The organism is Flavobacterium sp. NG2, from assembly GCF_034119845.1.
Taxonomy (GTDB): Bacteria; Bacteroidota; Bacteroidia; order Flavobacteriales; family Flavobacteriaceae; genus Flavobacterium.
Genome location: NZ_CP139420.1, coordinates 183,262 through 205,350 on the forward strand (window position 1 = coordinate 183,262; position 22,089 = coordinate 205,350).

Consider the following 22,089-nt stretch of genomic DNA (forward strand, 5'->3'; position numbering starts at 1 on the left):
TTAGCTAAAACTATTGCATCAAGCTTTTTACCTCATCAAAATTCAAACCACCATAATTTCCTGAACTCATCAATAACAAAGCTGAGTTGTCAAAATTCAATCCAAACAAATACTCTTTGAACTCCGCTGGATTGGTATATATAATCAAGTCTTTACGATTAAAAGCCGTTGCTATTTGCTCGTAAGTCACTTCTTCTAGTTGTTTGATTTTTACTGCATCGGGTGAATAAAACACAACAGCCACATCAGCATGTTCCAAAGCACCTTCATATTCCTTCAAAAACTCAGCATTTAAACTACTATAGGTATGCAATTCCAAACAAGCAATTAAAGTTCTATCTGGATATTGCTCTTTTACCGCTTTGGTAGTTGCTGCCACTTTACTTGGTGAATGTGCAAAGTCCTTATAAGCCACTTTTTTAATTCCTTCTGCGATTTTCTCTAAGCGTTTGGACGCGCCTTTAAAACTGGCAATAGCTTCATAAAACTCAGCTTCATCAACACCCATGTTTTGGCAAATCCATTTGGCTCCAGCCAAATTATTCAAATTATGTGCGCCAAAAACTTCGATAGGCATATCCCCTTCAGGAGTTTCTAGTAGAGTAGTTCCATTTTCGACTTTATAATTAGGCGTTGAATAAGCCAATTTCCGAATTGGATTCGTTGCGGCTTCGGCAACACGTTTTACTTCGGCATCATTTTCATTATACACTAAAATTCCACCATTAGTAATTTTATTGATGAAAATTTCAAACTGCTCTACATAATTATCATACGTAGGGAATACATTGATATGGTCCCAAGCAATTCCAGAAATCAGCGCGATATTCGGTTGGTACAAATGAAATTTTGGTCGTCTATCAATTGGTGATGACAAATATTCATCTCCTTCTAGCACCATAAAATCATTTTCCTCTGTAAGATGCACCATTGTATCAAAACCTTCTAACTGTGCTCCTACCATATAATCCACCGCAATATTATGATAATGCATGACGTGTAATATCATCGAAGTAATCGTTGTTTTCCCATGAGAACCACCAATAACGACGCGGGTTTTATTTTTGGATTGTTCGTATAAAAACTCTGGATACGAATAAATTTTAAGTCCTAATTCTTGTGCTTTTAGCAATTCAGGATTGTCAGCTTTAGCGTGCATTCCTAAAATTACCGCTTCAATATCAGCAGTTATTTTTTCAGGAAACCAACCCAATTCGACTGGTAAAATTCCTTTTTTTTCTAAACGAGATTTAGAGGGTTCAAAAATAGCATCATCACTTCCTGTAACCTGATACCCTTTATTGTGTAATGCTAAAGCCAGGTTGTGCATGGCACTCCCTCCTATGGCTATAAAATGTGTTTTCATTTATATTAATTCGTTTACTTTAAGATTATTGATATTAAAATCAATTAATCGTTTTTTTATTTTCAAATTCCTCCAAAAGCAATCGGGCTTTTTCAGGCGTCCCCATTTTTTCTTCATATAAATTAGCAAGTGTTTGATAGGTCAATTTTGAACCTCCTACTGCAATTGCTTTTTTATAATAGCTTTCTGCTGCTTTATACCTATCAAAATATTCTTCAATTCGACCTCGCGACAAATAACCATCAACTGCTGAAATCGCCAGTAATTCGTTAGAATATTGTACTGCTTTAGTTTCACTGCCACCAACAATCCCTGGCAATTTTAAATATAATTCAACTAATGCCCAGCGTGCTTCAACATGTTTGGCATCCAATTGAATGGCTTTTTCAAAAGAGCCTTTAATATCCGAAATCATTCCTAGTGCTTTGAACTTATTTACTTCAAGAGCTTTTAATCCTAAAGCTCCTCCATATTTATAATGATAATTGGCCTCATTAGGTTTTAAAGACTTTAATTTACCATAATAACCTAAAGCCTTATCCCAATTTTTATTCAAACCAGCGATATCTCCCAAATTCTCTAATGCTTTCAGATGATTAGGATTTGTTTTTAAAAGTTTTTCATTAACCAGCCGCGCTTGTTCATTCTTTTCTTTATCAAAAGTAGCATAAGCTCTATCATAACCAGATTGAGCCAGTAGTAAACAAGGAAACAAAAAGATTAATACGTATTTCATTCTTCAAAAATAAGGAAAAAACTATGCAATTGCCATATTTTTTAAATAACCTCAGCCTTAAAATATGCACCAAATCATAACATTTAAAAAATCTTTAAAAAACATTACACTAACAATTAGGAATTACTTTAGTCGGATGAAATTAGAAGATTAAACAGCACTTTTAACAAGGGTTTAGTTTCTATTATAAAAAACAAATGAAAATATTTTATGCGATCCAAGCCACTGGCAACGGGCACATCAGTAGAGCCACACAACTCTACCCTTATCTAAAAAAATACGGTGAAGTAGATTTTTTCTTAAGCGGAAATAACGCTAGTCTTACTACTGATTTACCTGTAAAATTCAAAAGTAAAGGTTGTAGTTTATATTACAGCAAATGCGGAGGGCTTGATTACCCGAGTATTATCAAAAATATTAAACCTCGTCAGATTTATAAAGATGCCGATATTTTACCACTAAAAAACTACGACATCGTCATCAATGATTTCGATTCGGTTACGGCATTAGCCTGTAGAATGCAAAAAGTACACTCGGTACAATTTGGACATCAAGCCAGTTTTATATCGAAAAACACCCCTAGACCTAACAAAAGAAGCATGATGGGCGAATTTATTTTTAAGAATTATGCTCCTGCTCCTCAAAATATCGGTTTGCACTTTGAGTCATACGACTCATTCATCCATCCGCCCATTATTAAGGACGAAATCGTAAATGCAACACCACAAAACCTAAAGCATATTACTGTATACTTACCATCATTTGACAAAGATTGCCTTGAAAAAGCTTTCAAATCCATACCTGATATACAATTTCACTGGTTTTTGGACACTGTCGAAAAAGAACACACTATTGGCAATATCACCTATTTTCCTGTCAATCAAAAAAAGTTCAACAAAAGCCTTATCAATTGCGAAGGGATAATCACAGGTGGTGGATTTGAAACTCCTGCCGAAGCCTTGTATTTAGATAAAAAAATTCTTTCCATTCCTATCAAAAATCATTACGAGCAGGAATGCAATGCCGCTGCTTTAAAAAAACTTGGTGTTCCCGTGATTTACGATGTAGCTGATGATTTCAATCTTATTATTGAAAACTGGCTTAATATGGATATTATTTACCCCAAAATGAAAGCGAATAACATCAACCAAACGCTAGAATATTTATTTGATACTTATAAAAAATAACTAATCGAGTTACTCTCTTTGATGCTTAGCCATGAAAAAGGAACACAGATTTTAGAAATCATAAAAAATCCTAAAATCTTCGTGAGCTTTGTGCCGCCCTTGTGCTCTTTGTGTTTAAAATTTATACCTTTGAAACCGTATTAAAAAACAAAGAAAATGCATTTTATCTCCCAAGATTTAGAAGACTATATCGAACAACATTCAGAGAAAGAACCTGAATTATTAGCAGCTTTAAACAAAGAAACCTACCAGAAAATATTACTTCCAAGAATGTTGAGTGGTCATTTTCAGGGGCGTGTTTTGAGTATGTTGGCTAAACTGATTCGTCCGGTGAATATTCTTGAGATTGGGACTTATACAGGCTATTCAGCTTTGTGCTTGTGTGAAGGAATGCAAGATAATGGTGTTTTGCACACGATTGACATCAAAGAAGAATTGGTTGATTTTCAGCGTAAACATTTTGATAAATCGCCTTGGGGAGCACAAATTATACAACATTTAGGCGAAGCGACTGACATTATTCCAGGATTGGATGTCAAATTTGATTTGGTTTTTATCGATGCGGATAAAGAAAATTACATCAACTATTTTGAGATGATTGTTCCCAAAATGAATAAAGGCGGGATTATTTTATCCGACAATGTGTTGTGGAGTGGTAAAGTTCTCGAAGAAATTCACCCGAACGACCTGAGCACTAAAATCCTAGTTGAATACAATAAATTATTAAGAGACGACCCAAGAGTCGAAACAGTCTTACTACCTATACGTGATGGACTGACTGTGAGTCGCGTTTTATAAACTTGATGCCCTAGCCCAGAACGAAATGAAAATCCTTACCCCCGAAAATGGATTTTTTTCTTGGCTCAAAAGAGCGACCAGAGGAAGCTCCTTTTGAGGTATAGAAAAAACCATTTTCGGGGGTAAGATTGTAATGGAGTGCTGGAAAAAGCTCCTAAATATATTAAATAGGAAAATATTTGCCCTGTGCTAATCGGTAGAGTTTATAGACTATAAATCCTGACAAAAGCCCGAATAAATACCCACACAAAATATCTAGCGGATAATGCAATCCTAGGTATATGCGGCTATAAGCGAATACCAATGGCCATAAAAACAACAAATAAGTATGTTTGTAAAATGGCTTTAAGATTTGATACAAAAAGATACAAACTGCCATACTATTAGCAGCATGCCCTGAAAAGAAGCTAAAAGTAGCACTTGATTTTACGACACGCATGATGGTATTAATTTCGGGATTACTACAAGGGCGCAATCGTTCAAAACCATACTTAAATACATTTGTAATTTGATCTGTTAGAGTGATAATTAGCGCCACAAACACCATCACAAAAAGTGTTTGTCGCATTCCAATCTTTTTATAAATAAGGTATAAAAAGACCAAGAAAAGTGGCGTCCAGTTGGTTTGTTTTGTAATAAACAACCAGAATCCATCATAGGTTTCAGAACCTAATCCGTTAAGAAATAGAAAAAGTTTTGTATCCAGTAAAAGTAATTTTTCGAGCATTACATTTGGCGTTTAACTGGACCCGTAACATCCTCGATATCCTCTTTAATTTTATTGGCTTGAGTAACGGTGTCGCCTAAAATATCCTCCGTTGCTTTATTTATTTGAGAATTGATGCTTCCTGTCATATCGGTCAGTGATTTAGTATCAAGTCCGTTTGACTCTACTCCTTTTTGAATTTCACTTTTAATGTCATTGGTAGCATTTTTCACTTGCGCGATTGCTTTACCCATAGTACGTGCGATTTCAGGCACTTTGTCAGCACCAAAAAGCATTAAAACGATAAACATGATGAAAATTAACTCTCCTCCTCCTATACCAAACATAATTATTCTATTTTATCCTGCAAAGATATTATATTTTGATTCCTTGTCTTTTAATTTTTTCATAAAATATCTTTCTATGAATAAGTCTTCACACACCTAATTTGCTATTATTTTTTTAAACTCTTTGTTTTTGGTTGATAAAAAATCCAACAATTGAAACTCTGAACTAGGGTTCATCAAGCTTCTTGATTTAGAATCGTTTTCACAAAAAACTAGAAATAATTTAATTTGGTCATCTTTTAATTTCAACGTATTGGACAAGAAAGAATAATTGACGTGATTAATAACATAATCAGAAAAACTGGTTTGCTGATGAAAATCCGTTTTCTCAGGACTGTTTTTTCTCATTATTTTCAAAACATCTTTGTACATCCTAACGAAATCCATCCCTTTATCGATAGAACCATCTGGCGGCATTGCTGTGTTTTTGGGAGATGATTTTTCGTCACCAAAATATTGCAAGTCAACATATTTTTGGGTATTTCCACTAACAGGACTCATGTCCTTTCGAGCCTTAATAATAATCTCCGCCAATTCATTGGTAAAAACCTCTAGAGGAACGAAAATTTTAGGCTTTAAAAAATCCTCTTCTTTGAGGATAATTCTTTTAGATTTAAATACTAAACTCGAAAATACCAAAGTATCATTAACACTCGCCATCATCTCAAAGGAACCATAGGTATTTACATTTGTTCCTGTATGATCTTTTGTATTGAAAACGATCACATTTTCAACTGGAACCAAGTCGTTTCGAACTTGTCCTTTTATAAGTCTTGATTTTCCAATTTGAGCATAACTTAACTGACAAAACAATGTCAATAATAATATTCCAATTTTAGTTTTCATCTGGGATGGTGTTTTTTAAATCATTTAAAAAAAGTAACTTATCACATTTTAAGTATATGCATAAAGTTACGAGTTTTATTGCAAAAACCCCAAGACTAGCCTTTCTTTTATTTAAGATGACTATTTACTTTGCCTACTAATAAAAGTATTACTTTTCTCATTTTACTAATTAAAACACACAGTCAATCTGTCCGAAATATATCTTTTTATAAAGCGTATCATTTCTCCTCTTTAATTATTTTAAGGTATTTTTCAGCCAATTGAGCTAATAAAAACTCAATACTAATCTTGTTATCAGTATCCATCACCTTTGTAAAACTTACATTTTCGACTGCATAATACATAAACCCTTTTACGTAAATAGCGGGAATATTTAATTTATTCACAAAATGAAATTCATTAAACATATTCTTTAACTGGATCATGTAATGTTCTTTTTTCTCTACTACTAATTCTTTTTTAAGCATAGCTGTACGACCAGAAAACATATTAATTAATGGATCCAATCCTACAGAACCTCCCGCCATAGAACCAGCATTAGCACTAGGGTCATAATCAGATGCAGATTTTAATTTTCTTTCTGCTGGCGAATAGGAGCGCTGGTCTGCAGCTATTATACCCAACGAAACTGCATTAATATGACTATAGTTCTTAATGACAACCTCATTCAACTGATTTATTATCGGTGCCATTTTTACTTGTAAACCATCAATCCCAAAATGCTTGTCAGTCAAAATCACTGTAACTCTATTATATTGAAACATTGCAAAAACAATGGTGTCGCCTTTTTCTGCTGGAATGACAAAGTCACCTTTTTCATTAGAGATTACTGTTTTCTCAGTTCTACTATTAACAACGTAAACCCCTTCGAGCTCATGAGAATATGAACTTATATTCCCCTTTACAACAGTTGAAGCGGTTTGTTGAGCTGAGACAACTACAGAAATAAGCAAGAACAAACTATATACAATATTCATCGATACTATTTAGAGGGTAAAAGTATCTGAATCACTTCACAATAATTCATAAGAACTTGGTAATAATATATTAATAACAAAGGGAATTAATATCTTTATCCATTCAACATCAAGCCATGAAAAAAATTATTATAGCTAGTACTTCAACCTTAGCAGGTGAAAAATATCTCGAATACTTACTTCCTGAATTAAAGAATCACTTCAAAGGCTGCACTACAGTTCTTTTCATTCCTTACGCAAGACCAAGTGGCATTTCTCATGATGATTACACGAAAATTGCAGCATTGGCTTTTGCCAAAATAAATATCAATATCAAAGGAATTCATGAATTTGACAATCCTTCTGAGGCAATACTTAATGCTGAAGGCATTTTTGTTGGTGGCGGAAACACGTTTTTACTAGTTAGTCAGTTGTATGCATATAAAATAATGAACTTGCTATCAGCAACTATAAAAAATGGCACTCCCTACTTAGGAACAAGCGCCGGAAGTAATATTTGCGGACTGACAATGCAAACTACTAATGACATGCCCATTATCTATCCTCCGAGTTTTCAAACCTTAGGATTAGTTCCTTTTAACATCAATCCTCATTACCTGGATGCCGATTCATCATCAAAACACATGGGAGAAAGCAGAGAAACTAGAATAAAAGAGTTTCATCAATTCAACAACATTCCTGTTATAGGACTAAGAGAAGGAAGCTGGCTAGAAATAAAAGGAAACCAAATCACTTTAAAAGGAAGTTTATCAGCTCGTCTTTTCAAAAAAGGAAACGATCCAATTGAGCTAGAAAATGAAACAGACTTAAGTGATTTAAAATAAAAAACCCGAAACAAAGATGTTTCGGGTTTCTAAAGAGCGAAAGACGAGGCTCGAACTCGCGACAACCAGCTTGGAAGGCTGGAGCTCTACCAACTGAGCTACTTTCGCATTATTATTTTAAACTCTTTAGCAAACTTAATTTGCTCTTAGAGCGAAAGACGAGGCTCGAACTCGCGACAACCAGCTTGGAAGGCTGGAGCTCTACCAACTGAGCTACTTTCGCATTACTGGCGCAAAGATAAATAATAAGTTTAATTTGAAACAAGTTTTTTTCAAACTTTTTAATAAAAAAATAATATCTATCGCTAATCTTTTTAAAATTAAATCTTTAGCTTTTCACATTTATTTCATTCTGCATCTCAAAGAGTAGTAAATTCTGCTCAAACCACTTATATCGACCATTAAAACTTACCAATTATAGCCATTATGAAATCAAATGTGACATTATTTCGTCACTTTTTGACGGATGATAGATAAACAAACAAGATTTATCTTTAATAGTTTGAATAATTTCATTAGTTAATTCAACCGGCAAAGCAGGACAACCTAGACTTCTTCCTAGACGTTTATTATTTCTAATGAATGTATTTGAAACATAATTAGCACCGTGAATCACTACAGCCCTTTCTCTAGCATTATGATTCAATCCTTTTTCCAAACCATCTAATCTCAATGACATGCCATGTTTTCCTCTATAAATCTCAGCAGTCGCAAAAAAACCTACACTACTTTTGAATGATTCAGGAGAATTTGAAAAGCTAGTTGCAAACTCATCACCCGAATTTCTTCCGTGAGCTACTAAGGAATTATATAAAATAGTATTGGTATCCAAATCAATTACCCAAAGCCTTTGAGTATTTGAAGAAAGACTGAAATCTATTACTGTTAGAATATTTTTTTCAACAAGACCTTTTTGCTTCAAAAGGTTAAATCCTTTTAAAGCTTGTGTGAAAATTTCAAGTTTCGGCAATTGAAAATTATTAGAATGTAAGCTTTCATAAATCATTTCTTCATTTGAAGCAGGATCAATATTGGCTATTTTTGTTATTTTTTTGGATTCAACACTCTTGGCATCCGACGAAAATATTTTAGTAATGAAAGATAATGAAAGAAATAAAGACAAATAGACAAAAAAACTGTAACGCATTGATTTAGATTAAATTAAACAATAGAAACGGGATGACAAATATATAACTTTATTTCACTTAACATAATAAAAATCAACGTAATAAAACAAATTTAACATCATTTTGTAATTAAAAAACCACAATATTTACTTTTTTCAAATTTGCTTATTGTTAAAATTATGTTATTTTTGTCTGAAATACCAATGTATTGAATGCGTAAACACACCTACTTTTTTCTCCTTATCTATATGACAATTAGTATTTCACTCTTTGGTCAAAAAAAGACCCTTAGAGCAAAATCAATTATCAAAAACATTACTATAGATGGAAAAATGGACGAACAGTTATGGCAAAACAATACCGAAGTTGCCAGTAATTTCATCATGTATGAACCTGATAACGGAAAACCTATCCCTGAAGACAAAAAAACTGAAGTAAAAGTTCTTTACGACAACACTGCGATTTATATTTCGGCTGTCTTATACGATAACGAACCTGATAAAATACTGAAAGAAATCACCAATAGAGATGTTTTTGGTGCATCAGATCACTTTTCAGTTTTTATCAACGGATTTAATGACGGCCAACAAGATTACCGCTTTTACGTTAGTGCAGCGGGTGTTCAAATGGATTGTTTAGCCACTGAAGACCAAGAAGACTTCACCTGGGATGCTATCTGGGAAAGCAAGGTCAAAATAACCGACTTTGGCTGGGCGGTCGAAATGAGAATCCCTTATGCAGCGTTGCGATTTTCAAATGAAAAAGAACAAGTTTGGGGCTTGAATTTTATGCGTGAAATAAAACGCAATGTCCAAAAATACACTTGGAATTATATCGACACCAAGATAGGTGCCGTTATAACTCAAGCAGGAATCCTTGAAGGGATCGAAAATATAAAACCGCCTACGAGATTATTTATAATTCCATATACTTCTGCCTATTATCAAGTAGACAAAAACACTTCGGACCGAACCTTAAAAGCGGGTTTAGATATAAAGTACGGCATCAATGACTCTTTCACTCTTGATGCGATATTAGTACCTGATTTTGGTCAAACAAAATTTGACAATGCTATATTAAACCTAGAACCATTCGAACAAACCCTAGTAGAAAACAGACCTTTTTTTACTGAAGGCACCAATTTATTCACCAAAGGCAATTTATTTTATTCTAGAAGAATCGGTGGGAGCCCAATAACCGAAAAAGAAACCCTTGAAAACACAATATCCAGCAACGAGGAAATTACAAACTTCCCAAGTACTGTCAATCTGATAAATGCCGTTAAAATATCAGGAAGAACCCACAAAGGCCTCGGTATCGGTTTCATGAACGCTGTAACCGAAAAAACTTTCGCAACCATACACGACAACACAACCAATACTGATAGAGAAGCCATAATTCAGCCTCTAACCAATTACAACATACTAGTATTCGATCAACGTTTTAGACAAAATTCATCTATTACCTTTATAAATACTAACACTACTCGCGAAGGAAGTTTCAGAGATGCTAATGTTTCAGCTGTTTTATTTGATTTAAACACAAAATCAAACTCATACAACCTCTATGGAGATTTCAAATATAGTACAATAAGGGATACTGAAAATTCGAATGGATTTAAAACAGAATTAGGATTTGCCAAAACAAGTGGGCAATATCGCTATGAATTCGCTGGAAAACACCTCACCAAAGACTACAACACAAACGACCTAGGAATTTTATTTTACAACAACTACCATAGCTTATATGCGAATGGAAGTTATCGAATTGTCAATCCTACTAGACTATTTAATACCCTTAGCATTAATCAAGCCGCAAACCTAGAGATTGAAAACACTACTGGAAAATATCAAACTGCAACCATTGGAACAGAAATAAAAGCTTCAACACTTAAAAATGATTCCTTTGAATTTCTTTTTCAATATACACCGTTTGAAATCTTTGACTTTTACGAACCAAGAACAGATGGAAAATTCGTTTATATACCTAAACAATTTTATTCGTCTTTAAATTTATCCTCTAATAAAAATAGGCATTTTGCTATCTCATTTCAGCCTTCTATCATTTTATTTAACGAACAAAACAGAGAAATATACGGCTTTTACTTAAGTCCAATGTATCGTTTCAACAATCGATTCTCAGTCACATTAGCCTCTGAATATACTATCCAAAAAAATGACAGAGGATGGGTTGCATTTGACAATTCCGACATTATTTTTGGCCAAAGAAATAGGCAAATTTTACAAAATGACATCACCGCAAAATATGCCATCAGCAACCGAATGACGCTTAATCTTTCGGCACGCTACTATTGGTCGTACTCTGAAGTGAATCAATTTTTAACCTTACAAGACGACGGTTATCTTTTAAAAAACGACAGTTTTTCAATGAACAAAGACCGAAATTTCAACTCTTGGAATTTTGACATTTCCTATTCATGGTGGTTTGCACCTGGAAGCGAAATCTCCATTCTATATCGCAATTACGCTCAGGAAAGCAATAATATTGTCGAACGCAACTTAAAAACCAATATTAAAAATGTTTTTGACAGCAACTTGACCAATATCATCTCCATTAGACTTCGCTATTTTATTGACTACAACTCATTAACTAAATAACGTTCTAATTTTCTGCAACAAATCAATCTAACTTTGTTAGCTCATTGTTTATAAATCAATAATACTAATTCAGGATGGCGTTCAAAGTTCTTAAAAGTTTTATATTTGCATAAAACTTGACAAAATGAACAAAAAAGTAATCCTTATGATATTAGATGGTTGGGGAAAATCTCCTGACCCAAAAGTATCAGCAATTGACAATGCCAATGTCCCTTTTATAAATAGCTTATACCAAAAATACCCTAGCGCCCAGTTGCGTACCGATGGTCTTCACGTAGGTCTTCCTGAAGGGCAGATGGGAAATAGTGAAGTAGGTCACATGAACCTTGGCGCAGGAAGAATTGTATACCAAGATTTAGCCAAAATCAATTTAGCTGTAGCCAATAAAACACTAGCCAAAGAACAAGTGTTGAAAGATGCTTTTCAATACGCTAAAGACAATAATAAAAAAGTACACTTCTTAGGATTAGTTTCTGATGGCGGTGTGCACTCACATACTTCTCACTTACGCGGACTAATCGATGCGTCACAAGATTACGGTTTAGACAACGTTTTTGTACACGCCTTTACAGACGGTCGTGATGTAGACCCTAAATCAGGTAAAAAATACATTCAAGATTTACAAGATTACATTGCTAATACACCTGTAAAAGTAGCTTCGGTTATTGGTCGTTATTACGCAATGGACCGTGATAAAAGATGGGAAAGAGTAAAATTAGCTTACGACTTAGTTGTTAACGGTACAGGCACACCAACACAAGATATCGTAACTTCTATCGCAACTAGCTACGGAAACGATGTTACTGACGAATTCATTCAGCCACTTATCGCTGTTGACACAAACAACAAACCACTAGCTACTATCGCAGAAGATGACGTTGTTATCTTCTTCAATTTTAGAACAGATAGAGGTCGTGAATTGACTGAAGCGCTTTCGCAACAAGATTTCCACGAACAAAACATGCACAAACTAAACTTGTACTATGTTACGTTGACCAACTATGACGAAACCTACCAAAACGTAAAAGTGGTGTACAACAAAGATAACATCACGGAAACGCTGGGTGAAGTTTTAGAAAAAGCAGGCAAAAAACAAATCCGTATTGCTGAAACTGAGAAATACCCTCATGTAACTTTCTTCTTTTCTGGAGGTCGTGAAGAGCCTTTTATTGGCGAAAGCCGTATCCTTAAGAACTCTCCTAAAGTTGCCACTTACGATTTACAACCTGAAATGAGTGCTTACGAACTGACAGACGCTTTAGTTCCTGAAATCGAAAAAGGAGAGGTTGATTTTGTATGTTTGAATTTCGCTAACGGAGATATGGTAGGACATACTGGAATTATGGAAGCCGCTATCAAAGCTTGTGAAGCCGTTGATAAATGTGTCGAAAAAGTAATCACTGCTGCTATTGCTAATGATTATTCGGTTCTTGTGATTGCCGATCACGGAAACTGCGAAACCATGATTAATCCAGATGGAAGTCCAAATACAGCGCACACAACAAACCCAGTACCATTTATTTTGGTTGACAAAGAAATCAAAAAAGTAAATGATGGAGTTTTAGGTGATGTAGCTCCAACCATCTTAGATTTGATGGGTGTAGCACAGCCAGCAGTAATGACTCAACATTCATTATTATAAAATAAACACAACACTATTATCATAAACTGCTTCATCATTGGAGCAGTTTTTTTTTGTCATATTTTCAATTTTTAGAGCAGAACATTTAGTGTTTGTAGGAAAGATAGTCCCTGCTATCCGCTGCAATCTTGTGTCGGCTTAACGCCTGCCGCCACAAGGATTTCCGCTGCTATCAGGGCTAAAAAGAAAGATTAGGAATATTTATTAAAATCTCTACAGCAATTGCTCCACAAAATAAATCACAAGTCCTACAATTCCGCCTACAACTGTCCCATTGATTCGAATATACTGAAGATCCTTCCCTACTTCTAGCTCTAATTTATTGGCAATTTCTTTTTTATCCCAACTTTGCACCGATGTTGCAATCAAATCCCCTATGGCTTTTTTATTCCGAAGTAAAACAGCTAGCGCATCTACTTTTATAAAATTATTTATCTTATTCATCATCACCCTATCATTCTGGATACTTTTGCCAAAATCCACAATCATCTTAGTGATATTGAATTTTATTTTTGACAATTCTCCTTTTTCCAAATCAGCTAACACCGCATTTTTTAACTCTATCCAAATCGACCCAATATATTCCTGAACCTCTGGTTTTTTAGTGAATTCAAATACAATCTTACTTATTTTTTGTTGCATTTCAGGAGAATTTTTCAATTCGGAAATAAAATTCAAAACATAGTCATTAATCTTTTTACGAATGGAACTGTCGGGTTCTTTAGCCATATCCAAAAACTCATACAGACCATTAAAAACACCATCGGCAATTTTTTTATCTGCCACCCCAAGCGTATACCAAGGTGTTGCATTTTTAACTTTCTCTCGAATCTCATTTCGATTCAATTCTAACTCTTTTGATAAAATAGCCAACACATTGGTTATTAATTTTGCCTGTTTATCATCTTTAGACAACGACTCTAAACCAATAGCAACCCATTCACCAAAATTCATCTGTTGCATTTTACTTTCAAATTGCTCCAGAATAAATCTTTTCACCTCAGTATCTTCTATAGTTTTTAGAATTGATGGAATCACATTTTCAACTACCAACGATGAAATTGTATTAGCATTTTTCTCTTCTTTCAACCAATTAGTACTTTTTGTCGCAAAATCAAATTCGTCAAGTTTCATTTCTAATTTTTCTTTAATCAAAAACTCATCCGAAACAAAACTTCCTAAATTTTGACCAATTACATCTTTATTATTAGGAATCAAAGCTGTATGTGGAATAGGAATCCCTAAAGGATGTTTAAACAAAGCCACCACAGCAAACCAATCTGCAATTCCACCTACCATAGCTGCCTCACTAAACGCTTTCAGCCAACCTATCTCATAATAATGAGCTATAAAAAAACAAAGAACAGCAGCAGCCAAAACACTTAGCGCAATTCTTTTCATTTTTATTAAATTAGTTTTTTTAGTTTGACCGTCCTCCATGATACTACTTACCTATTATTCATTTTACTAATTTAATCATTTGTTTTTTAGAACTCTTAATACTAATATATCAAGTTTATCGATTGACAACAACAAAAATTGTTTATAAACACATTATAAATAAAAGTTAAAATTTCAATATTGATAGTAATACTATTATATTTGCATAAAATCCACTTAATATGAGATCAATATTATCAAACCTAATCATCAGAGTCAACGACAAAATATATGTCAAAGACCCTGAAACTTCTGTTTTAGGTAAAAAAATAATACAAGAAAGTATCTTATTAATTGACGAAATTGGTTTTGATAATTTTACATTTAAAAAGTTAGGAGAAAAAATAGGCTCAAATGAAAGTTCTATTTACCGTTATTTTGAAAACAAACACAAATTACTTGTGTATTTATGCTCTTGGTATTGGAGTTGGGTCGAATATAAAATGGTTTTTAAAATGACCAATATTGAGGATCCAATGGACAAATTAAAACGAGCCATTACAGCTGTGACTGAAAAGGCAGAAGAAGACCACTCCATTCCACATATTAACGAGGCTATCCTATGTCGCATAATTATCGCCGAATTCACTAAAACCCTTCACACAAAAGAAATAGACGATGAAAACAAAGAAGGATTTTTCCTGATATACAAAAATGTAATCAATAGAATAGTGACCTTAATTATTGAAGTCAATGCTGATTATCCTTACCCTAAAAGTTTAGCTTCTTCCATAATAGAAGGAGCATTACATCAATACTTTTTAAACGATCATTTAAAAAGTATTACAAATTGCAATAATGAAATAACACCAACTGATTTTTACCTGAACCTTATCACAACGATTTTAAAAAAATAAAAAGATATGAAACCATTAAAACGATTCTACAATCTATTGCAATTAGATAAAAAAGATGTCTATCAATTGTTTTTATACGCTATATTTTCGGGATTAATCAGTTTATCACTGCCATTAGGTATCCAAGCCATCACCAATTTTATTCAATCTGGGAGAGCAAGTGTTTCTTGGATTGTATTGATTGTATTGGTTGTTTTTGGTGTTGCATTAGTCGGTATTTTATCTCTTATGCAATTACGAATCACAGAAAATTTGCAACAAAAAACCTTTGTACGTTCTTCATTTGAATTTGCTGTTCGTTTACCCAAAATAAAATTTGAAGAATATTACAATAGCTACCCTCCAGAATTGGCCAACCGTTTCTTTGACACTCTTACCATTCAAAAAGGTACATCTAAATTGCTACTGGATTTTTCAGGAGCCTTACTACAAATTGTTTTTGGACTTGTATTACTTTCATTGTATCACAATTACTTTATTGTCTTTGGTATCTTATTGTTTATTTTACTTTATTTTATTTTTAAGTTCTCTTATAATCCTGGACTTGATAGCAGCCTTATGGAATCTAAGTACAAATACAAAGTCGCAGGATGGCTGCAGGAACTAGCTCGTAATAATTTCAGTTTCCGAAATCAGTTGCACCACGATTATGCCTTAGAAAAAAATGATCACATGACCACCGATTATCTAAAGTACAGAGAAAAACATTTTACAGTAATCAAATCTCAGTTTACCCAGCTTATCATTTTCAAAATAATCATTACCGCTAGTTTATTATCTATTGGTGGTTATTTAGTATTATCACAAGAAATGAATATTGGTCAGTTTGTCGCTGCAGAAATCATCATCTTATTGGTGATTAATTCTGTTGAGAAAATAATTTTAGGACTTGAAACCTTTTATGATGTCTTAACTTCGATTGAAAAAATAGGTTTAATTACTGATATGGCTCTGGAAGAAGAATTCCCAATTGACTACAAAAGCTGTTATAACTCAATTGCGCTTGATGCGGAACATATTAGCTTTCAATTTCCAGACTCTAAAATTAAAATCTTAGATGATATTTCATTAGTAATAAACCAATCGGAACGCATCTATATTGATGGTAAAAATGGCTCAGGAAAAACAACTTTAATCCGAATTCTTTCGAGTTTAATACAACCTTCCTCTGGTGCGCTTTACATCAATGATGACACTTTCAAAAAAATAAACTTAAATCAATATCGTGCTCAAATTGCCAGTATTGTTTATGGTGAAACTCCTTTTGAAGGCAGTGTCCTTGAAAACATAACGTTTAACGACAAAACTATTACAGATGAGGATATCAAATGGGCTATTGAAGGTGTACAGCTTAGCGATTTTATTAAATCATTACCTCAGGGATTAGAAACCCCTTTATTCCCCGAAGGAAAACAACTATCATCTTCGAACGCTCAAAAAATAATATTAGCTCGAAGTATCATTACTAGACCTAAAATTTTGTTCTACGAAGACCCTACTGATACTATGGACGAAAAAGTAGCCAATGAAATTATCGACTTTTTAACATCAGAGGAGCACAAATGGACGATTATCGTTTCTTCCAAAAATCCGTATTGGAAAACAAAATGTAATCGTCATATAACAGTGCAAAAAGGAAAAATAAAATTAGATTCTAAAATATAACATCATGCTAAATATTTCTAATAACAATAAGCACAACGTTACACAATTAGATCGTTACAAGACTGTAAAAGATTTAGAAACGAGACCTCATTATAAAATCCTAAATAGGATTATCACAATCGTTTCAATCATTGCTTTTGTCTCCTTGTTCCTGCCATGGACACAAAACATATCTGGAAAAGGAGCCGTAACCACTTTAAAACCAAACCAAAGACCACAATCGATACAAAGTGTAATTTCAGGTCGAATTGAAAAATGGTACGTTCAAGAAGGTGATTTTGTCAAAAAAGGAGATACCATTTTATTTATCTCTGAGATAAAAGAGGATTATATGGACCCTAATCTAGTTCGCAATACTAAAAACCAAGTCAATGCTAAGAAAAATGCATTGGCTTCCTATGGTTCGAAAGTAGGCGCTTTATCCAACCAAATTGAATCTATTTTAAATGAAAAAAGATTAAAACTAGAACAAGCTGAAAACAAAATCAAACAATCGGAACTAAAAATAAAAAGTGATTCGATTGATTTGGTCGCTGTAAAAACACAACTTAAAATTGCACAAACACAATACAATCGTGCCATTCAATTGCAGAGTGAAGGGTTAAAACCTTTAACAGATGTCGAAGAAAAGAGACTAAAACTACAAGAAGTAGAAGCTAAAATCATTACACAAGAGAACAAACTACTAACGAGTAAAAATGACTATTTAAATTCAAAAGTTGAAATCAACCGAATTATAGCAGAATACAACGAGAAATTCTCCAAAGCCGAAAGTGACCAATTTACAGCTTTAAGCAACCAATATGACACTGAAGCACAAGTCAACAAACTAGAGAATCAATATGCTAATTACAGCATTCGTAATGGCATGTACTACATCAAAGCGGTTCAAGACGGCTATATCAATAGAGCTTTGCAAGCAGGAATAGGTGAAACCATCAAGGAGGGAACTCCTATTGTTACAATTATGCCTTCACAATATGACATTGCTGTTGAAACCTATGTCAATCCACTAGATCTTCCATTGATTTCAAAAGGTGCTAAAGTACGCGTTTGGTTTGACGGTTGGCCAACTATTGTTTTCTCTGGCTGGCCTGATATGTCTTATGGAACTTTTGGAGGTCAAATTGTAGCTGTAGAAAATTTCATTAGTGATAACGGAAAATTCAGAGTCTTGATTGCACCTGACCCAGAAGAAGCCAAATGGCCAAAACAACTTAGCATAGGTTCAGGAGCACAAACGATAGCTTTATTAAATACAGTTCCAGTTTGGTTTGAAATATGGAGAACCTTAAATGGATTCCCACCTGATTACTACGAAGCAAAAGCACCAAAGACCGCTAAAGACAAAAAATAATGAAAAAAATAATTCTATTTTTACTCATATTCAGCTCTGGACTTAGCGCTCAAAAAAGCAGTTCAGATTTGGAATCCCAAAAAAACTTCGAATTCACATTTGAAGAATACTTGGGCTATGTCAAAAAATTTCATCCTTTAGTTAAAAATGCCAATTTAGAAATCAGTAAGGCACAAGCCAATCTAATGGCTGCTAGAGGAGCATTCGACCCAAAAATCGAAGTCGATTTTGACAAAAAACAATTTAAAGACAAAAACTATTATTCAATTTTTAATAGCAGTTTCAAAATTCCAACCTGGTATGGTGTTGAAATAAAAGCGGGCTTTGACCAAAACGAAGGTATTTATTTAAACCCCGAAAACAATGTCCCAAATCAAGGATTAGCTTCATTAGGAATTTCTATTCCGCTAGGGCAAGGATTGCTTATCAATCAACGAATGGCTGACTTACGCAAAGCCAAATTGCAACTAGAATTAAGTCAGGCCGAAAGAAAATTGCAAGCAGTAGCGATACTCTATGATGCTTCGGTGGCTTATTTTAACTGGAAACGTAATTATGAGGAATTCCAGCTATATTCGCAATATAAAACCAATGCAGAAATACGATACAATGGCGTTGCTTCTCTTATCAAACAAGGTGATAAAAGAGCAATAGATAGTATCGAAGCAGGCATTAGTTTAACCAGCCGAAAATTAAGTTTAGAAAATTCAAAACTAAAACTGACCAAAGCAAAACTAGAGCTTTCGAACTTTTTATGGCTCGAAAACTCTATACCTATGGAAATAACGGATGCCCTTTTTCCAGAAAAGAAATTAGAAACTACCATTCAAGAAACCCTAAAAACAAATAGCCTCTTACAAGCGGATTTTTCCATTGACTCACATCCAAAGATAAATGCAATCGAAAGCAAAATTGACATCTTAAATGTCGAACGCAAACTCAAAGCCAATTACCTTTTGCCAAAAATCAATATTGGTTACTCCTATTTATCAGAACCTCAATATATCGAAAATTATAAATTTGAGAATTACAAAATTGGGATAGACTTTGCCTACCCTATATTTTTAAGAAAGGAAAGAGGAGGATTGAAAATGACTAAATTCAAAATACAAGAAACAACGAATTCATTGAATTTAGAACGTCTTCAACTTCAAAACAAAATCAACGCGCAAAAAGAAGTCATCAATTCGTTATTCAAACAACGCAGCCTAGCGAATGAATTGGTTAAAAATTACAAAACAATGTTAACCTCAGAGGAACGCTTGTTTACTTTTGGCGAAAGTTCGCTTTTTTTAATCAATAGCAGAGAAAGTAGTTTGATTAGTGCGCAATTGAATGCTATTGCTTTGAATAACGAGTTTTACATTTCTAATTCTGAATTATATAAAATAATAGCAAATCCTGATTAAATCAATTAAAATTGTACTTTTGCCAACTCAAAATTCAAAACTATGATTATAGTAAAATCACGTGAAGAAATTGAATTAATGCGCGAAAGTGCTTTAATTGTATCGAAGACATTAGGAATGCTTGCTTCTGAGATTAAAGAAGGAGTTACAACTTTACATTTAGACAAATTAGCAGAAGCTTTTATAAGAGACCATGGTGCTGAACCAAGTTTCTTAGGCTTGTATGGTTTCCCAAATTCCCTTTGCATGAGCCCTAACGCTCAAGTAGTACACGGAATTCCAAATAACACACCATTAGTTAGTGGTGATATCATCTCTGTTGATTGTGGTGCTTTCAAAAATGGTTTCCACGGAGACCACGCATATACTTTTGAAGTAGGTGAAGTTGCTCCTGAAACCAAAAAATTATTACAAGTTACTAAAGAGTCTTTATACGTAGGTATCCGCGAGTTCAAAGCTGGAAACCGAGTAGAAGACGTAGGTAATGCTATCCAAAAATATACCGAAGGTCATGGTTACGGAGTTGTTCGCGAATTGGTAGGTCATGGTTTAGGTCAAAAAATGCACGAAGATCCAGAAATGCCAAACTACGGAAAACGTGGTCGTGGAAAATTGTTTGTCGAAGGAATGGTGATTGCACTTGAGCCGATGATCAACCAAGGAACACGCAACATCAAACAACTAAAAGACGGTTGGACAATCTTAACCGCTGACGGAAAACCATCGGCTCATTTCGAACATGATATCGCTTTAGTAGACGGAAAACCTGAATTGCTATCTACATTCGCTTACATATACAAAGAACTAGGAATCGTAAGTAATGAAGAAGATGAATTTAGAAAATTGCCTTTAGTCTTATAAACACAGATTTCACAGATTAGCACAGATTATTTATGAGATAAACGCTTAGATTATAAATCTTGATTATCTAAACTATGGAAGATTTTTACCTCAAAGACGAAACATACAAAATAATTGGTGCATGTATGGAAGTTCATAAGATTCTAGGCAAAGGACATAGCGAAAAAGTATATGGTGATGCTTTAGAATATGAATTTAATAAAAATGAAATCGATTATAAACGAGAAGTTAAATACAATATCGAATATAAAGAAATCATCCTACCAACATATTATTTTGCTGATTTTGTTCTTTTTGATAAGATTATTTTAGAAATAAAAGCAATACAATTACTGTCGTCAAGCGAAATCAAACAAACTTTAAATTACCTAGCCGCCTCAAAAAACAAAATTGGACTATTAGTCAATTTTGGAGAAGACAGCTTAAAATACAAACGAATAATTTTATAACATCCACTTAGTGAAATACATTTTAACCACAAATAATCTGTGCTAATCTGTGAAATCTGTGTTTGTTTTTTTTTAATGAAATCCCTGTGTAATTCTCATTCAAATGAAATCTGCTTTTAAACTTATACTCAATACCATTCCGCGTCCTATCTTAATTCGTTTAAGTTATGTTGTACGTCCTGTTCTAGCTTTGGCTTTAAAAGGAAATACTTATACTGATCCTATTGACGGGAAAAGTTTCAAAAGCTTTTTACCTTATGGATATGGTACGCAACGAACGAATGTTTTGTCGCCAAGTACCCTTTCATTAGAAAGACACCGATTGTTATGGCTGTATTTGAATGAAGAAACAGATTTTTTCACAGCTCCACTTAAAGTATTGCATTTTGCACCTGAGCAAGCTTTTTATAAGTTGTTTCGAAAGCAAAAAAACCTCGATTATACTACTACTGATTTGTTTTCGCCTTTAGCGGATGTCAAAGCAGATATTTGCGATTTGCCCTTTGAGGACAATCAATACGATGTGATTTTATGCAACCACGTTTTGGAACACATTCCTGATGACACTAAGGCCATGCAAGAACTGTATCGCGTATTAAAACCAGGAGGAATGGCGATTTTACAAATCCCACAAGACTTGAATCGCGAGACTACCTTTGCTGATGATTCGATTACTGACCAAAAAGAACGCGCTAGAATCTTTGGTCAATACGACCATGTGCGTATTTATGGCCGTGATTATTTCGACAAGCTACGTTCTATTGGCTTTACCGTAATTGAAGAAGATTTCACCAATAAAATCAGTCCCGAATTAGTAGAAAAATATTGCTTAGCCAAAGGCGAAGTGATTCCAGTTTGTTTTAAATAAACCCTAATG

General features: G+C 33.9%; 20 protein-coding genes and 2 tRNA genes. 12 read left to right on the forward strand and 10 right to left on the reverse strand.

Features of this window, described 5'->3' with window-relative positions; all coding sequences use genetic code 11:
• Nucleotides 1-10: 10 nt before the first annotated feature.
• Nucleotides 11-1,366, reverse strand: a complete 1,356-nt coding sequence (locus SLW70_RS00875; protein ID WP_320889998.1) for a UDP-N-acetylmuramate--L-alanine ligase — start codon at nt 1,364-1,366, stop codon at nt 11-13.
• Between the two features lie 40 nt (nt 1,367-1,406).
• A complete protein-coding gene (locus SLW70_RS00880) occupies nt 1,407-2,102 on the reverse strand; it encodes a hypothetical protein (RefSeq protein WP_320889999.1) in 696 nt (231 codons plus the stop codon).
• A gap of 197 nt (nt 2,103-2,299) precedes the next feature.
• On the opposite strand from SLW70_RS00880, the gene SLW70_RS00885 reads away from it, so the two are divergent.
• On the forward strand, nt 2,300-3,289 hold the full coding sequence (locus tag SLW70_RS00885) for a glycosyltransferase family protein (RefSeq protein WP_320890000.1): 990 nt from the start codon (nt 2,300-2,302) through the stop codon (nt 3,287-3,289).
• A 156-nt stretch (nt 3,290-3,445) separates the two neighbouring features.
• Complete coding sequence (locus SLW70_RS00890) at nt 3,446-4,087, forward strand: O-methyltransferase (RefSeq protein ID WP_320890001.1); 642 nt, start codon at nt 3,446-3,448, stop codon at nt 4,085-4,087.
• Between the two features lie 163 nt (nt 4,088-4,250).
• Here SLW70_RS00890 and SLW70_RS00895 read toward each other — a convergent pair whose 3' ends face one another.
• The 4 genes from SLW70_RS00895 to SLW70_RS00910 form a co-directional block, all read right to left on the reverse strand.
• Nucleotides 4,251-4,814 carry a phosphatase PAP2 family protein gene (locus tag SLW70_RS00895; RefSeq protein ID WP_320890002.1) on the reverse strand — a complete coding sequence of 188 codons (564 nt, stop codon included), beginning with the start codon at nt 4,812-4,814 and terminating at the stop codon, nt 4,251-4,253.
• A complete protein-coding gene (locus SLW70_RS00900) occupies nt 4,814-5,140 on the reverse strand; it encodes a twin-arginine translocase TatA/TatE family subunit (protein WP_320890003.1) in 327 nt (108 codons plus the stop codon). The genes SLW70_RS00895 and SLW70_RS00900 overlap by 1 nt, the downstream gene beginning before the upstream one ends.
• A 96-nt stretch (nt 5,141-5,236) precedes the next feature.
• Entirely contained in the window at nt 5,237-5,986 is a 750-nt protein-coding gene (locus SLW70_RS00905) for a hypothetical protein (RefSeq protein ID WP_320890005.1), read from the reverse strand.
• Nucleotides 5,987-6,204: 218 nt separating this feature from the next.
• Complete coding sequence (locus tag SLW70_RS00910; RefSeq protein ID WP_320890006.1) at nt 6,205-6,963, reverse strand: hypothetical protein; 759 nt, start codon at nt 6,961-6,963, stop codon at nt 6,205-6,207.
• Nucleotides 6,964-7,079: 116 nt separating this feature from the next.
• Here SLW70_RS00910 and pepE point away from each other — a divergent pair, with 116 nt between their 5' ends.
• Nucleotides 7,080-7,787: a dipeptidase PepE gene (pepE, locus tag SLW70_RS00915; RefSeq protein WP_320890007.1), complete on the forward strand. Its 708-nt coding sequence runs from the start codon at nt 7,080-7,082 to the stop codon at nt 7,785-7,787.
• A gap of 35 nt (nt 7,788-7,822) precedes the next feature.
• On the opposite strand, the gene SLW70_RS00920 is transcribed toward pepE, so the two are convergent.
• The 3 genes from SLW70_RS00920 to SLW70_RS00930 form a co-directional block, all read right to left on the reverse strand.
• A tRNA-Gly gene (locus tag SLW70_RS00920) sits at nt 7,823-7,895 on the reverse strand.
• Between the two features lie 42 nt (nt 7,896-7,937).
• Nucleotides 7,938-8,010 (reverse strand) — tRNA-Gly (locus SLW70_RS00925).
• Between the two features lie 201 nt (nt 8,011-8,211).
• Entirely contained in the window at nt 8,212-8,934 is a 723-nt protein-coding gene (locus SLW70_RS00930) for a murein L,D-transpeptidase catalytic domain family protein (protein ID WP_320890009.1), read from the reverse strand.
• A 228-nt stretch (nt 8,935-9,162) separates the two neighbouring features.
• On the opposite strand from SLW70_RS00930, the gene SLW70_RS00935 reads away from it, so the two are divergent.
• Nucleotides 9,163-11,532 carry a DUF5916 domain-containing protein gene (locus SLW70_RS00935; protein WP_320890011.1) on the forward strand — a complete coding sequence of 790 codons (2,370 nt, stop codon included), beginning with the start codon at nt 9,163-9,165 and terminating at the stop codon, nt 11,530-11,532.
• Between the two features lie 124 nt (nt 11,533-11,656).
• The gene (gpmI, locus tag SLW70_RS00940) at nt 11,657-13,174 is read left to right on the forward strand and encodes a 2,3-bisphosphoglycerate-independent phosphoglycerate mutase (protein WP_320890012.1); all 1,518 of its coding nucleotides are present in this window, start codon (nt 11,657-11,659) and stop codon (nt 13,172-13,174) included.
• A 213-nt stretch (nt 13,175-13,387) separates the two neighbouring features.
• On the opposite strand, the gene SLW70_RS00945 is transcribed toward gpmI, so the two are convergent.
• Nucleotides 13,388-14,575: a DUF445 domain-containing protein gene (locus SLW70_RS00945; RefSeq protein WP_320890013.1), complete on the reverse strand. Its 1,188-nt coding sequence runs from the start codon at nt 14,573-14,575 to the stop codon at nt 13,388-13,390.
• A gap of 221 nt (nt 14,576-14,796) precedes the next feature.
• Here SLW70_RS00945 and SLW70_RS00950 point away from each other — a divergent pair, with 221 nt between their 5' ends.
• The 7 genes from SLW70_RS00950 (at nt 14,797) to SLW70_RS00980 (ending at nt 22,080) form a co-directional block, all read left to right on the forward strand.
• Nucleotides 14,797-15,471, forward strand: a complete 675-nt coding sequence (locus tag SLW70_RS00950) for a TetR/AcrR family transcriptional regulator (protein ID WP_320890014.1) — start codon at nt 14,797-14,799, stop codon at nt 15,469-15,471.
• A 6-nt stretch (nt 15,472-15,477) separates the two neighbouring features.
• Nucleotides 15,478-17,136, forward strand: coding sequence for a peptidase domain-containing ABC transporter (locus SLW70_RS00955; RefSeq protein ID WP_320890016.1), 1,659 nt, complete (start codon nt 15,478-15,480; stop codon nt 17,134-17,136).
• A gap of 4 nt (nt 17,137-17,140) precedes the next feature.
• Entirely contained in the window at nt 17,141-18,493 is a 1,353-nt protein-coding gene (locus tag SLW70_RS00960) for an HlyD family secretion protein (protein ID WP_320890017.1), read from the forward strand.
• Nucleotides 18,493-19,902 carry a TolC family protein gene (locus SLW70_RS00965; protein ID WP_320890018.1) on the forward strand — a complete coding sequence of 470 codons (1,410 nt, stop codon included), beginning with the start codon at nt 18,493-18,495 and terminating at the stop codon, nt 19,900-19,902. The genes SLW70_RS00960 and SLW70_RS00965 overlap by 1 nt, the downstream gene beginning before the upstream one ends.
• Nucleotides 19,903-19,944: 42 nt before the next feature.
• Nucleotides 19,945-20,763, forward strand: a complete 819-nt coding sequence (gene map / locus SLW70_RS00970) for a type I methionyl aminopeptidase (RefSeq protein ID WP_320890020.1) — start codon at nt 19,945-19,947, stop codon at nt 20,761-20,763.
• 74 nt (nt 20,764-20,837) lie between these two features.
• On the forward strand, nt 20,838-21,212 hold the full coding sequence (locus SLW70_RS00975; RefSeq protein WP_320890022.1) for a GxxExxY protein: 375 nt from the start codon (nt 20,838-20,840) through the stop codon (nt 21,210-21,212).
• Nucleotides 21,213-21,315: 103 nt separating this feature from the next.
• On the forward strand, nt 21,316-22,080 hold the full coding sequence (locus tag SLW70_RS00980) for a class I SAM-dependent methyltransferase (RefSeq protein WP_320890023.1): 765 nt from the start codon (nt 21,316-21,318) through the stop codon (nt 22,078-22,080).
• The last annotated feature ends 9 nt before the right edge of the window (nt 22,081-22,089 follow it).

Excerpts from the sequence above, each read along its gene's own strand:
- SLW70_RS00875 (WP_320889998.1), bottom strand. The coding sequence starts at position 1,366 with ATGAAAACACATTTTATAGCCATAGGAGGGAGTGCCATGCACAACCTG.
- SLW70_RS00880 (WP_320889999.1), bottom strand. The coding sequence starts at position 2,102 with ATGAAATACGTATTAATCTTTTTGTTTCCTTGTTTACTACTGGCTCAA.
- SLW70_RS00885 (WP_320890000.1), top strand. The coding sequence starts at position 2,300 with ATGAAAATATTTTATGCGATCCAAGCCACTGGCAACGGGCACATCAGT.
- SLW70_RS00890 (WP_320890001.1), top strand. The coding sequence starts at position 3,446 with ATGCATTTTATCTCCCAAGATTTAGAAGACTATATCGAACAACATTCA.
- SLW70_RS00895 (WP_320890002.1), bottom strand. The coding sequence starts at position 4,814 with ATGCTCGAAAAATTACTTTTACTGGATACAAAACTTTTTCTATTTCTT.
- SLW70_RS00900 (WP_320890003.1), bottom strand. The coding sequence starts at position 5,140 with ATGTTTGGTATAGGAGGAGGAGAGTTAATTTTCATCATGTTTATCGTT.
- SLW70_RS00905 (WP_320890005.1), bottom strand. The coding sequence starts at position 5,986 with ATGAAAACTAAAATTGGAATATTATTATTGACATTGTTTTGTCAGTTA.
- SLW70_RS00910 (WP_320890006.1), bottom strand. The coding sequence starts at position 6,963 with ATGAATATTGTATATAGTTTGTTCTTGCTTATTTCTGTAGTTGTCTCA.
- pepE (WP_320890007.1), top strand. The coding sequence starts at position 7,080 with ATGAAAAAAATTATTATAGCTAGTACTTCAACCTTAGCAGGTGAAAAA.
- SLW70_RS00930 (WP_320890009.1), bottom strand. The coding sequence starts at position 8,934 with ATGCGTTACAGTTTTTTTGTCTATTTGTCTTTATTTCTTTCATTATCT.
- SLW70_RS00935 (WP_320890011.1), top strand. The coding sequence starts at position 9,163 with ATGACAATTAGTATTTCACTCTTTGGTCAAAAAAAGACCCTTAGAGCA.
- gpmI (WP_320890012.1), top strand. The coding sequence starts at position 11,657 with ATGAACAAAAAAGTAATCCTTATGATATTAGATGGTTGGGGAAAATCT.
- SLW70_RS00945 (WP_320890013.1), bottom strand. The coding sequence starts at position 14,575 with ATGAAAAGAATTGCGCTAAGTGTTTTGGCTGCTGCTGTTCTTTGTTTT.
- SLW70_RS00950 (WP_320890014.1), top strand. The coding sequence starts at position 14,797 with ATGAGATCAATATTATCAAACCTAATCATCAGAGTCAACGACAAAATA.
- SLW70_RS00955 (WP_320890016.1), top strand. The coding sequence starts at position 15,478 with ATGAAACCATTAAAACGATTCTACAATCTATTGCAATTAGATAAAAAA.
- SLW70_RS00960 (WP_320890017.1), top strand. The coding sequence starts at position 17,141 with ATGCTAAATATTTCTAATAACAATAAGCACAACGTTACACAATTAGAT.
- SLW70_RS00965 (WP_320890018.1), top strand. The coding sequence starts at position 18,493 with ATGAAAAAAATAATTCTATTTTTACTCATATTCAGCTCTGGACTTAGC.
- map (WP_320890020.1), top strand. The coding sequence starts at position 19,945 with ATGATTATAGTAAAATCACGTGAAGAAATTGAATTAATGCGCGAAAGT.
- SLW70_RS00975 (WP_320890022.1), top strand. The coding sequence starts at position 20,838 with ATGGAAGATTTTTACCTCAAAGACGAAACATACAAAATAATTGGTGCA.
- SLW70_RS00980 (WP_320890023.1), top strand. The coding sequence starts at position 21,316 with ATGAAATCTGCTTTTAAACTTATACTCAATACCATTCCGCGTCCTATC.